This is a genomic window from Streptomyces sp. NRRL F-5122 (assembly GCF_001507435.1).
In the GTDB taxonomy this organism is placed as follows: Bacteria; Actinomycetota; Actinomycetes; order Streptomycetales; family Streptomycetaceae; genus Streptomyces; species Streptomyces lannensis.
The window spans coordinates 62,491-74,903 of record NZ_LMWH01000237.1; the positions used below are offsets into that span (position 1 = coordinate 62,491).

Below are 12,413 nucleotides of genomic sequence, written 5' to 3' on the forward strand. Positions count from 1 at the left end.
GATCTATGCGGGTAGATTCCCGCCGCGGACAAGCATGGCGGTGACATGACACGTGCGGCAAGAGGCCCGTGCCGCGTACTGAATGAACTTCCGGGGGGCGCGGGCCGGAGCCCGCCGTACGGTCCCGGGGCCGCCCGTCCCGCGGCGTCAGGCGCCGTACGCCGTGAGCCCGCCGAGCAGTACCGCGGTGAAGCGCGCGGCCCAGTCGGCGTCGACGGCCTCGCAAGAGACGAGGGTGCGGTGCACGACGGCGCCCGCGATCACGTCGAAGATCAGGTCGACCTGCGGGGCGGGGTCGCCCTGGTCGTCGGGGATCTCACCGCGCCGTTGGGCCCGCCGCCGCCCCTCGACCACCAGTCGCTTCTGCCGGTCGACGATCGCGTCCCGGATCCGCCGGCGCAGTGGCTCGTCGTGGGTGGCCTCGGCCACCACCGCCATCAGCGCGGTCTTGGTGGCCGGCTGCTCCAGCAGGGCGGCGAACTCCAGCACCACGCTCTCCACATCGGCCCGGAGACTGCCGCGGTCGGGGAGTTCGAGCTCGTCGAAGAGTTCCGCCACCGCGTCCACCACGAGTTCGCTCTTGCCGGCCCAGCGGCGGTAGAGCGTGGTCTTCGCGACACCCGCCCGGGTCGCCACGTCCCCCAGCGTGAGTCCCGACCAGCCGAGGTCGACGAGCGCCTCCCGGGTGGCCGCCAGGATCGCAGCGTCCGCGGCGGCGCTGCGCGGACGTCCCGTACGGGCGGCGGAAGTGCTGCTCTCCATGTCAGTGACCATATCCGGCCGTGCCGCAGTCCACTTCCGGACGTCGTGTGGAGTGGTGAGGGAGATCACCGGTGGACTGGTCACAAAGGGCCCCGGGTGCAGTTACGCTACGACTCGTAGCGAAAGCGGGCGTGCGCATTCCGGCGCGGCGCCCGCCCGAGCGACGACCATCGGCGCCGAGTGGGGACCCGGCGCGCCCGCCACCGGCGGGGCACGTCTTTCACAGCGCTTTTCACAGCGGCGTACGGAAGGGGGAGGATGTACTCATGCAGCCACGGAACATGTCCATGAGCGGAGTCGTCGACCTCGCCGCGGTGAAGGCGGCCCAGGAGGCCAAGGCGAAGGCGGAGCAGGCGCGCGCCGAAGCGGCCCGGCAGGGCGGGGGAGGGGCGGTCTCCCCGGCCGACCTCGTTGTCGACGTAGACGAGGCGGGGTTCGAGACCGACGTCCTGCAGCGGTCGACCGAGGTGCCGGTCGTCATCGACTTCTGGGCCGAGTGGTGTCAGCCCTGCAAGCAGCTGAGCCCGATCCTCGAGCGGCTGGCCCTGGAGTACAACGGCCGGTTCGTGCTCGCCAAGATCGACGTCGACGCCAACCAGATGCTGATGCAGCAGTTCGGCGTCCAGGGGATCCCGGCCGTCTTCGCCGTCGTCGCCGGTCAGGCGCTGCCCCTCTTCCAGGGCGCCGCCCCCGAGCAGCAGATCCGCGACACCCTCGACCAGCTCGTGCAGGTGGCCGAGCAGCGCTTCGGGCTGACCGGCCTGACCGTCGACCCCGACGCGGAGCCGGGTGCCGTCCCGACGGCCGCGCCGGCCCCCGTGGGCCCCTACGACGCCACGCTCGAGGCGGCCGTGCAGGCGCTGGACGCGGGCGACTTGGGCGGGGCGATCCAGGCGTACAAGAACGTGCTGGCCGAGGATCCGGGCAACACCGAGGCCAAGCTGGGCCTCGTACAGGCCGAGTTGCTGCAGCGGGTGCAGGACCTCGACCCGCAGAAGGTGCGCACGGAAGCGGCGGACAGGCCCGCCGACGTGGCGGCGCAGATCGCGGCCGCGGACCTGGATCTGGTCGGCGGGCACGTGGAGGACGCGTTCGGGCGGCTCGTCGAGACCGTGCGGCGCACGGTGGGCGAGGACCGGGACGCCGCGCGGCTGCGGCTGCTGGAACTCTTCGAAGTCGTCGGCGCCGAGGATCCGCGTGTCACCGCGGCGCGCAGAGCGCTTGCGAGGGCCTTGTTCTGACCAGTCGCTAAACGCCAGGGCCTGTGATGCCCAGGTGAAAGATTTGCCGACAGAGGTGCACGGCGGCCGCGCTTTACCAAATCTTGGTAATCGCGGTCGCTGTTACTTGGAGTAAGTCGAGGCCGCTGTTCTGTCGGGTTCTGTCCGTTCTTCGGATGTTTCGTCATCTCCCTTTGCGCCACGAAGAGTTGCCAGGCGGTGCCCGCCCGTCGTGGTTCGGTTATCCGGCCGTTACTGCCGAGTAACGAACCCCCTTGCGGGGGAGGCGAGAATGCACCACGATCGGCGACGCTCGGTCCATCGCCGTACCCGACAACCAGCCGGGGATACGGGTGTCCGTGGGTCCCCACCGAGCAGGAGCCGGCGGCAGTGGCGTCGGCTCCTGGACAGGGGGGTCTCCGCTGAAGCGGAGCCTGTCCGGCAGGTTGTGCGTGATGCGTGTCAGGCGCGACCAGTGGTTGTCGCTCGGGGGTGATCGCCAGTGATTGGGGCGCGATTCGCGCCTCCGAGCTCGGGCGCTCTCCTTCCCGAGGACGTAGCACTTCTCCCATCCCTGCCCGGCAGAGCCGCCGACCAGTGGCGATTCGGGGTCAGGAGATGTACGTCCGAGAAGGAGGAAATATGGAGTCCCAGGTGCGTGGCGGGACCAGATGGAAGCGGTTCGCTGTGGTCATGGTGCCCAGCGTCGCCGCGACGGCAGCGATAGGCGTGGCCCTGGCGCAGGGCGCACTGGCCGCGTCGTTCAGCGTGTCGGGACAGTCGTTCAAGGTTTCGGCTGACGAGCTTCACGGCAACGGCTTCGCGCAGTACGGAGCGATCGACTCCGGCTACACGCTCTCCGGTGAGAAGACGATTCACCCGGTGGCGGTCTCGTCCTTCAAGGACGCGACGATCAAGAACCTGTGCCAGTCGGTCGTGACCCCGAACATCCCGATTCTGGGATCCGTCAGCCTGACGCTGACGGCGGGTAACAGCGACGACAAGAAGAACCAGGTCTCCGCCGACAATCTGTACATCGATGTCGCGGACCTGGAAGCCAAGGGCGGCGCCGTCTTCCATGGCATCGACATCGGTGTTGCCGCGGGCGACACGGGTGCCGACAAGGGCGGCAAGGGCCCCGGCATGAAGGGCGGCAAGGAGCAGGCCAACCCCTACGGCTTCGCTCAGCAGGCCACCGGGGCGGACCTGTACGGCGTGCAGCAGACGGCGTGGGCGACCACGGCCGGCACCTTCACCCTCCCCGGGCTGAAGATGAAGCTGCAGACGGGCACGCACGAGTGCTACTAGGCGCTCGGTGACGGGCGGGGGGAGCCGACGGCGCCTCCCGCCCGTACCAATCTCCGGTCGCGATTCACACACCCCCCACATCTCCATCGCACCACACCCTCACCACAGCAACGCTGCACCTGGGAGCTGTTTTCCATGAGCGCCGAGACTCCTGCCGTATCCGGCCAGTTCACCCGCCGGAGGCTGCAGTTCCGCGCCTGGCGGGGCACCCGGCCGTTCTGGGCCGGCCTGTTCGTCATGCTCGGTGGCTTTCCGATCATGTACTTCCCGTATGCGCACTTGCAGGTCGGACACCTGACCCTGGCGATGGCCACCACCGCCGGCGCCGGCTCCCTGATCATCGGTGTGCTGCTCGTCGTCCTGGGCATCAGCCTCTGGTTCCAGAAGCACATCCGCACTTTCGCCGGTGTCGCGGCGATTCTGCTGGGACTGGTGTCCCTTCCCGTCTCCAACTTCGGCGGATTCATCGTCGGCTTCCTGTTCGCCCTCATCGGTGGGGCGATGGCCGTGTCGTGGGCGCCGGGGAAGTCGCCGGAGCCGCAGACGGCCGAGGAGGCCGGCGGGGCACAGGGCGGCGTCCCGGAGACCGGGCACGGCAAGACGGTGGACGGAATGGTCGCGCCGAACGATCTGTCAGGAACGAGCCCGGCCAACGGGGCGAACGGGAGGCACAGTGCCGGCTGACGAGGTGACCGACGGGACTGACGTGGACGCGTCCCGTGCGAGAACCGGGCCGCGCCACGCGGCCCCCAGGAAGCCGCTGTTCACCAGGTTCCACATGCCGGCGGGCAAGGCGATAGCCCTGGCGGCGATGCCGACAGCGGTCTTCATGGGGGTGGGGATCAACACGGCGTTCGCCCGTGCCGACGACCACTCGCCGTCCAAGAGCATGTCCGTGGACGAGTACCAGAAGTGCGTGGAGGCCCTGGACCCCCAGGACTCCAAGGACGCTTCGGCCTCGCCGTCGCCGTCCGCCTCGGCGAGTGCGTCCGAGTCGGCGGACACGCCGGATCCGACGTCGTCGGCCTCCGCGGACAAGCCGTCGGACGGTACGCCGGGCAAGACCTCTTCGTCGGATTCAGGTTCCGACGACAAGGGCACGCCCAAGCCGTCCGCGTCCTCCACGGGCGCGTCCGGTGGCGGTACGTCCACGCCGGCCCCGTCGGCCTCCGAGGGCGGCGACCTGCTGGGCACCATCGGGGACACCCTCTCGGGCATCCTCGGCGGCTCCCACACCGGTTCGAGCCCGTCGTCGAGCACGAGCCCCGCGCCGTCCGCCTCGGCATCGGAGACGAAGGACTCGTCCTTGTCCGGTGCCGTGAAGGACACCACCAAGAAGGTGACCGACACCGTCAACGACACGGTGAAGGACACGACGGACACGGCGGGCAAGGCGGTCTCGGAGGTCACCAAGTCGGCCGACGACGCGGTGAAGTCCGTGGCGTCCGCGGCCGGCACCCCGTCCCCGGGCTCCACCGAGCTCCCGGACGACTGCGTCGCGGCCACCGACGACGAGGGCGGAGTCGAGAAGATCACCGCCCTGCCGGACGCCCCGTGGCACCTGCAGGCCAGCTCGCTGCTGCTCAAGGGTGCCGACTACCAGGGCGTCGTGAAGGTGCGCACGGCCAACGGCACCGTCAAGAAGGTCCTGAAGTACGTCATCTCCAACGGCACCGACATCGGCGACCTGCACCAGCTCGTCGACGGTCAGAAGGGCGAGACGTACCACGTCCAGGCCGCCAAGGGATCGACCTCGACGATCCGCGACGGCAAGACGGTGATGTACACCGAGAGCATCTCCGGCAACCTGCTGGGGCTGATCCCGGTGACGTTCAGCCCGGACAGCCCGCCGCCGCTGAACATCCCGATCATCTACTTCACCAACGTGAAGGTCACGCAGGCCGGCCAGTTCGGCGGCACGCTGACGGTGCCCGGCATGCACCAGTACGTCACCGGTGGCTGAGCACTCCCCAAGACCTGTCCGGGAGCCGCACAAAGAGCCGTGGCCCGGTCCCCCCTTCGCGAGGGGGGACCGGGCCACGGCTCTTTGTGCGGGACGGCGTGCGCAGCGTCAGCCGCGGTGCTCCCGGCCCAGGTGGTGCACCCGGACCATGTTCGTGGTGCCGGGGACGCCGGGCGGGGAGCCGGCGGTGATGACCACGATGTCTCCGTCGTCGAACCGCTTGAGCCGCGTCAGCTCCCGGTCGACCAGCTCGACCATCTCGTCGGTACTGTTCACGAACGGCACGACGTGCGACTCCACGCCCCAGCTCAGCGCCAGCTGATTGCGGGTGGACTCGTCCGTGGTGAACGCCAGGATCGGCTGGCAGGCCCGGTAGCGGGACAGCCGGCGGGCGGTGTCTCCGGACTGGGTGAAGGCCACCAGGCCCTTGCCGCCGAGGAAGTCGGCGATCTCGGCGGCGGCGCGCGCCACCGAACCGCCCTGTGTGCGCGGCTTCTTGCCCGGCACGAGCGGCTGCAGACCCTTGGAGAGCAGTTCCTCCTCGGCCGCCTGCACGATCTTCGACATCGTCTTGACGGTCTCGACCGGGTACGCGCCCACGCTCGACTCGGCGGACAGCATGACCGCGTCGGTGCCGTCCAGGATGGCGTTGGCGACGTCGGAGGCCTCGGCGCGGGTCGGGCGGGAGTTGGTGATCATCGACTCCATCATCTGAGTCGCCACGATCACCGGCTTGGCGTTGCGACGGCACAGCTCGATGAGCCGCTTCTGCACCATCGGGACCTTCTCGAGGGGGTACTCGACGGCCAGGTCGCCGCGGGCGACCATCACGCCGTCGAACGCCATCACGACGTCCTCCATGTTGGCCACCGCCTGCGGCTTCTCCACCTTGGCGATGACCGGGACGCGGCGGCCCTCCTCGTCCATGATCCGGTGGACGTCCTTGACGTCGTTGGCGTCGCGCACGAACGACAGCGCGACCATGTCGCAGCCCATGCGCAGCGCGAACCGAAGGTCGTCTATGTCCTTCTCGGACAGCGCCGGGACGTTCACCGCAGCACCGGGCAGGTTGATGCCCTTGTGGTCGGAGATGACGCCGCCCTCGATGACCATCGTCTTCACCCGCGGGCCCTCGACGTCCAGGACCTTCAGCTCGACGTTGCCGTCGTTGATCAGGATCGGGTCGCCCTTGGAGACGTCGCCCGGCAGGCCCTTGTACGTCGTACCGCAGATGTGCTTGTCGCCCGGGACGTCCTCGACGGTGATGGTGAACTCGTCACCGCGCACCAGCTCGACGGGACCCTCCGCGAAGGTCTCCAGGCGGATCTTCGGGCCCTGCAGATCGGCGAGGACACCGATGGCCTTGCCGGCTTCGGCGGCCGCGGAGCGGACACGGACGTACCGCGCCTCGTGCTCTTCGTGCGTGCCGTGGCTGAAGTTGAAGCGGGCCACGTTCATGCCGGCCTCGATCAGCGCTACGAGCATTTCATGGGAGTCGACCGCGGGGCCGAGCGTGCAGACGATTTTCGAACGGCGCATGGGGGCGATCCTATCGGTTTGTTTCGCTACGGAATATTCCGTCTGGCGGAAGATACAAATGGGCGGGTTCGCGCTCAGGCGAGAGCCGTCGAATAGGTTCAGCCGCCCTTTCCGACCAATGCGTAGGTCTGTGTGGCGATCTCCAGTTCCTCGTCGGTGGGCACGACGGCGACCGCCACCCGCGCGCCGGCGGGCGAGATCAGCCGCGGCCCGTCGCCGCGTACCGCGTTCAGGTCGCCGTCCACCGCGAGACCCAGCCCTTCGAGGCCCGCGACGGCAGCCTCGCGCACCGGGGCGGCGTTCTCGCCCACCCCCGCCGTGAAGGCGATCGCGTCCACCCTGCCGAGTACCGCGTAGTAGGCGCCGATGTACTTCTTCAGCCGGTGGATGTAGATGTCGAAAGCGAGCCGCGCCTGAGCGTCGCCCTCGTCGATCCGGCGCTGAATTTCCCGCATGTCGTTGTCGCCGCACAGACCGAACAAACCGCTCCTCTTGTTGAGGAGAGTGTCGATCTCGTCCATGGACATTCCGCCAACACGCTCCAAATGGAAGATGACGGCAGGATCCAGGTCACCGGAACGCGTCCCCATCACGAGTCCCTCCAGGGGTGTGAGCCCCATGGAGGTGTCCACGCACCGTCCGCCCCGGACCGCCGAGGCGGACGCACCGTTGCCCAGATGCAGCACGATGACGTTGACGTCCTCCGGCGCCCTGCCCAGCAGCCTTGCGGTCTCCCGGGACACGTACGCGTGCGAGGTTCCGTGGAACCCGTACCGGCGGATCCGGTGCCGGTCCGCGATCTTCGTGTCGATCGCATAGCGTGCGGCCTGCTCCGGCATGGTGGTGTGGAACGCCGTGTCGAACACGGCGACCTGCGGCAGGTCCGGACGGAGTGCCATCGCCGTGCGGATGCCGGTGAGGTTGGCCGGGTTGTGCAGCGGTGCCACGGGGATCAGCCGCTCGATCTCGGTGAGCACGGCGTCGTCGATGACGGTGGGCTCGCTGAAGAACATGCCGCCGTGCACCACACGGTGGCCGATGGCGGCCAGCTCGGGCGAGTCGAGCCCCAGCCCGTCCTTGGCCAGTTCCTCGGCGACCGCCTTGAGCGCCGCCTGGTGGTCCGCGATGGGGCCGTTCTGCTCACGGGTGTCGCCGGTGGCGGCCGCCGTGTGCTTGATCCGCGACGTCTGCTCGCCGATGCGCTCGACGAGGCCCGTGGCCAGCCGGCTGCTGTCGCGCATGTCCAGCAACTGGTACTTCACCGACGAGGAGCCGGAGTTGAGGACGAGTACGTGGGTCGGGCTCACCGTTCTGCCTTCTCGACGGGGGTCTGGGCCTGGATCGCCGTGATGGCGACGGTGTTGACGATGTCCTGGACGAGAGCGCCCCGGGACAGGTCGTTGACGGGCTTGCGCAGCCCCTGCAGCACGGGGCCGACGGCGATCGCACCGGCCGAGCGCTGCACGGCCTTGTAGGTGTTGTTGCCGGTGTTGAGGTCGGGGAAGATCAGCACGGACGCCTGTCCTGCGACGTCCGAGCCCGGGAGCTTGGTCGCCGCCACGCTGGGCTCGACCGCGGCGTCGTACTGGATCGGGCCCTCGATCATCAGGTCGCCGCCGCGCAGCCGCACCAGCTCGGTGGCCTCACGCACCTTGTCGACGTCGACGCCCGAGCCGGAGGTCCCGGTGGAGTACGACAGCATCGCGATCCTCGGTTCCACCCCGAACTGCCTTGCCGTGGCGGCCGACTGGACGGCGATGTCGGCGAGCTGCTCGGCGTTCGGGTCGGGGTTCACGGCGCAGTCGCCGTAGACGAGCACCTTGTCCGCGAGGCACATGAAGAAGACGGAGCTGACGATCTTCGCGTCCGGCTTGGTCTTGATGATCTCGAAGGCGGGCCGGATGGTGGCGGCCGTGGAGTGCACCGCCCCGGACACCATGCCGTCGGCGAGCCCTTCCTCGACCATGAGCGTGCCGAAGTAGTTCACGTCGGCGACGACGTCGTATGCCAGCTCGACCGTGACACCCCGATGCGCGCGCAGCCGGGCGTACGTCTCGGCGAAGGTGTCGCGCATCGCGGAGGTGGCGGGGTCGATCAGCTGGGCGTCGCCGAGGTCGATGCCGAGGTCGGCGGCCTTCTTGCGGATCCGGTCGATCGGCCCGAGCAGCGTCAGGTCGCAGACGCCCCGGCGCAGCAGCACCTCGGCGGCGTGCAGCACGCGCTCCTCGGTGCCCTCGGGGAGCACCACCCGGCGCTTGTCGGCCCGCGCCCGCTCCAGCAGCTTGTGCTCGAACATCATCGGCGTGAGCCGGTCGCTGCTCGGGGCGGACACCCGCTGGAGCAGGTCGGCGGTGTCGACGTACCGCTCGAACAGGCCGAGCGCGCGCTCGGCCTTGCGCGGGGTCGCCGCGTTCAGCTTCCCCTCCAGGGAGAAGAGCCGGGCGGCCGTGGGGAAGCTGTTGCCGGACACGGAGAGCACCGGCGTGCCCGGGGCGAGTCGGTCGGCGAGGGAGAGGATCCCTTCGCCCGGCACCTCGTCCAGAGTGAGCAGCAGTCCGGCGATCGGCGGATTGCCCGCGCTGTGGGCGGCGAGCGAGCCGACGACCAGATCGGCCCGGTCGCCCGGCGTCACCACCAGGCAGCCCGGCGTCAGGGCGCTCAGGAGGTTGGGCAGCATGGCGCCGCCGAAGACGAAGTCGAGGACGTCGCGCGCCAGGCCCGCGTCGTCGCCGAGGACCACCCGCGCATCGAGCGCCTGGGTGATCTGTGCGACCGTCGGCGCGGAGAGAGCGGGGTCGTCGGGAAGCACGTAACAGGGGACGGGGAGCCGGGAGTCGAGCCGCTCGGCGATCTCGTCCCGGTCCTCGCCGGCCACCCGGTTGGCGACCATGGTGAGGACGTCGCAGCCCAGTCCGTCGTACGCCCGGTAGGCGTTGCGCACCTCGGCCCGTATCGACTCGGTGGTCTGGCTGCGCCCACCCACCACCGGGATCACGGACGCCCCGAACTCGTTGGCGAGCCGGGCGTTGAGGGACAGCTCGTCGGGGAGCTGGGTGTCCGCGAAGTCGGTGCCGAGGACGAGGACCACGTCGTAGTCGCGGGCCACCAGGTGGAAGCGGTCGACGAGGGTGGACACCAGCTCGTCCGTCCCCTGCTCGGCCTGGAGCGCGGACGCCTCGTGGTAGTCCATGCCGTACACCGTCGTCGGGTCCTGCGACAGCCGATAGCGGGCGCGCAGCAGCTCGAAGAGGCGGTCGGGGCCGTCGTGGACGAGCGGGCGGAACACGCCCACCCGGTCGACCTGCCGGGTCAGGAGCTCCATGACTCCCAGTTCGACGACCTGGCGGCCGTCGCCGCGGTCGATCCCGGTCACGTACACGCTGCGCGTCACGCGTGCTCTCCGTTTCGTCTCTCGTGCGGGGTGGCGGGCAGGGGCGCGGGCGGCCCTCCGGTCGCTCCGCGCCCTCCCCTGCGGCCGGGGCCGAGGCGGGCGTCACTGACCGGCTCTGCATGATTTTGTGAGGTTCTGCGGCACGCGACTGTCGTCCATGGGGGGTCGGCAGAACCCTCTTGACAATACCCCTGAGGCTGGATAAGGCGCCCGTCAGCATCCCGGGATCAAGGGTTCGGCGCAAGACGGGGTGCGGGCGCGGCACCCGTCTGTGTGCCGTGAAACAATCGGATTGGCTCACCGGAATCAACAGCGAGCAGGAGACACAGCACGATGCGCATCGGAGTACTCACCGCAGGCGGCGACTGCCCGGGCCTGAACGCAGTGATCCGGTCGATCGTGCACCGGGCGGTGGCGCAGTACGGCGACGAGGTGATCGGCTTCGACGACGGCTACCGCGGTCTGCTCGACGGTCACTACCGCACCCTGGACCTCGACGCGGTCAGCGGCATCCTGGCGCTCGGCGGCACCATCCTCGGCTCCTCGCGCCTGCAGCGCGACCGCCTGCGCGAGGCCTGCGAGAACGCGTCGGACATGATCCGCGACTTCGGTATCGACGCCCTGATCCCGATCGGCGGCGAAGGCACGCTGACGGCGGCGCGCATGCTCTCGGACGCGGGCCTGCCGGTCGTCGGCGTGCCCAAGACGATCGACAACGACATCTCCTCGACGGACCGCACCTTCGGTTTCGACACGGCGGTGACCGTGGCCACCGAGGCGATGGACCGCCTGAAGACCACGGCCGAGTCCCACCAGCGCGTTATGGTCGTGGAGGTCATGGGCCGCCACGCCGGCTGGATCGCGCTGGAGTCGGGCATGGCGGCCGGCGCCCACGGCATCTGCCTCCCCGAGCGCCCCTTCGACCCCGCCGACCTGGTCAAGATGGTCGAGGAGCGTTTCGCCCGCGGCAAGAAGTTCGCGGTGGTCTGCGTCGCCGAGGGCGCGCACCCCGCCGAGGGCACCATGGACTACGGCAAGGGCGAGATCGACCAGTACGGACACGAGCGCTTCCAGGGCATCGGCACGGCCCTCGCGTACGAGCTGGAGAGGCGGCTCGGCAAGGAGGCCAAGCCGGTCATCCTCGGCCATGTCCAGCGCGGTGGTACGCCGACCGCGTACGACCGGGTGCTCGCGACCCGCTTCGGCTGGCACGCGGTCGAGGCGGCGCACCGCGGGGAGTTCGGCAGGATGACGGCGCTGCGGGGCACGGACGTGGTGATGGTGCCGCTCGCGGAGGCGGTCACCGAGCTGAAGACGGTGCCGAAGGACCGGATGGACGAGGCGGAGTCGGTCTTCTAGGAGTCGGTCTTCGGGTTCTCCCATGATCGCCGCGCCCGTTGATCACCGGCGGCGGGACCGTCTCGCCATCCGCTTGCGGCGGTTCCCGGTGCCGGGGACCGCGTGTATCGCGGGCGTATCAGAAATCGCATACGCCACCGCAACGGCCCTGCGTCTGCGATGGGGGCATGAACCACAACGCATCCACGTCGGCGCCGCCCCGTCGGATCGTGCTCCTCGGCCTTGCGATCCTCGGTATCGGGAGCGCCGTGTTCGTCGTGCGGCGGCCGCTCATGATGTCCGCCCCGATGTGCATGGCCGGGCGGTGGCACGGCTGCTTCGGCACGTTCAACGGTGTGGTGCTCATGACGCTGGTCGCACTGCCGCTGGCGGCGCTGGTGGTGTGGGCTCTGGCGCACGTACGGCGCGCCGCCGGCGTCCCGTCGGCGAGGGCGTGGCGCACGTCACTGGCCGAGGTGGGCATGGTCCACGGGACGGTGCCGCTCGTGTGGCTGACGATGATGCCGGGCGCCGGTCCCGGCGTCGCTCCCCGTCGGGTGAGCCTGGTACCCCTGCGGGACCTGGTCACGATGGGGCCGCTCGGGATCGTCGGCAATCTGCTGGTCTTCGCGGCGCTGGGGTTCTTCGCCCCGATGCGGTTCGCGGCCCTGGCGTCCGTGCCGAGGGTCCTGGCGCTCGGGGCCGGCTGCTCGGTCCTGGTCGAGACCGCGCAATACGTCCTGTGGCTGGACCGGGTGTCCTCCGTGGACGACGTACTGGTCAACGCCGCGGGCGCCGTGCTGGCCGCGCTGGCGTCGCGCCGCTGGTGGCCCACGGCGGCGCAAGCGGCGTCGGACCAGGCTCGGCCCACGTCGGCTGCGGCCGTCTGACC

10 protein-coding genes are annotated in these 12,413 nt (G+C 69.7%); 6 read left to right on the plus strand and 4 right to left on the minus strand.

The window, feature by feature from the left end; genetic code table 11:
• Nucleotides 1-147: 147 nt before the first annotated feature.
• Nucleotides 148-762 (minus strand): TetR/AcrR family transcriptional regulator, encoded by a 615-nt coding sequence (locus ADL25_RS24895; protein ID WP_107116699.1) that lies wholly within the window; start codon nucleotides 760-762, stop codon nucleotides 148-150.
• A 266-nt stretch (nucleotides 763-1,028) separates the two neighbouring features.
• Here ADL25_RS24895 and ADL25_RS24900 point away from each other — a divergent pair, with 266 nt between their 5' ends.
• The 4 genes from ADL25_RS24900 (at nucleotide 1,029) to ADL25_RS24915 (ending at nucleotide 5,253) form a co-directional block, all read left to right on the plus strand.
• Entirely contained in the window at nucleotides 1,029-2,003 is a 975-nt protein-coding gene (locus ADL25_RS24900) for a tetratricopeptide repeat protein (RefSeq protein WP_059130053.1), read from the plus strand.
• 621 nt (nucleotides 2,004-2,624) lie between these two features.
• Nucleotides 2,625-3,290, plus strand: a complete 666-nt coding sequence (locus ADL25_RS24905) for a DUF6230 family protein (protein WP_059130054.1) — start codon at nucleotides 2,625-2,627, stop codon at nucleotides 3,288-3,290.
• Nucleotides 3,291-3,425: 135 nt separating this feature from the next.
• On the plus strand, nucleotides 3,426-3,974 hold the full coding sequence (locus tag ADL25_RS24910; RefSeq protein WP_059130055.1) for a DUF6114 domain-containing protein: 549 nt from the start codon (nucleotides 3,426-3,428) through the stop codon (nucleotides 3,972-3,974).
• Nucleotides 3,964-5,253 carry a hypothetical protein gene (locus ADL25_RS24915; RefSeq protein WP_059130056.1) on the plus strand — a complete coding sequence of 430 codons (1,290 nt, stop codon included), beginning with the start codon at nucleotides 3,964-3,966 and terminating at the stop codon, nucleotides 5,251-5,253. The genes ADL25_RS24910 and ADL25_RS24915 overlap by 11 nt, the downstream gene beginning before the upstream one ends.
• 108 nt (nucleotides 5,254-5,361) lie before the next feature.
• Here ADL25_RS24915 and pyk read toward each other — a convergent pair whose 3' ends face one another.
• From pyk to pta, 3 genes are all read right to left on the minus strand, one after another.
• The gene (pyk, locus tag ADL25_RS24920; protein ID WP_059130057.1) at nucleotides 5,362-6,792 is read right to left on the minus strand and encodes a pyruvate kinase; all 1,431 of its coding nucleotides are present in this window, start codon (nucleotides 6,790-6,792) and stop codon (nucleotides 5,362-5,364) included.
• 98 nt (nucleotides 6,793-6,890) lie between these two features.
• Complete coding sequence (locus ADL25_RS24925) at nucleotides 6,891-8,099, minus strand: acetate kinase (RefSeq protein WP_059130058.1); 1,209 nt, start codon at nucleotides 8,097-8,099, stop codon at nucleotides 6,891-6,893.
• Nucleotides 8,096-10,183 (minus strand): phosphate acetyltransferase, encoded by a 2,088-nt coding sequence (gene pta, locus ADL25_RS24930; protein WP_059130059.1) that lies wholly within the window; start codon nucleotides 10,181-10,183, stop codon nucleotides 8,096-8,098. Before pta ends, ADL25_RS24925 begins: the two co-directional genes overlap by 4 nt.
• Before the next feature lie 333 nt (nucleotides 10,184-10,516).
• Here pta and ADL25_RS24935 point away from each other — a divergent pair, with 333 nt between their 5' ends.
• Complete coding sequence (locus ADL25_RS24935; protein ID WP_059130060.1) at nucleotides 10,517-11,542, plus strand: ATP-dependent 6-phosphofructokinase; 1,026 nt, start codon at nucleotides 10,517-10,519, stop codon at nucleotides 11,540-11,542.
• 167 nt (nucleotides 11,543-11,709) lie between these two features.
• Complete coding sequence (locus ADL25_RS24940; protein WP_059130061.1) at nucleotides 11,710-12,411, plus strand: VanZ family protein; 702 nt, start codon at nucleotides 11,710-11,712, stop codon at nucleotides 12,409-12,411.
• Nucleotides 12,412-12,413 lie beyond the last annotated feature (2 nt).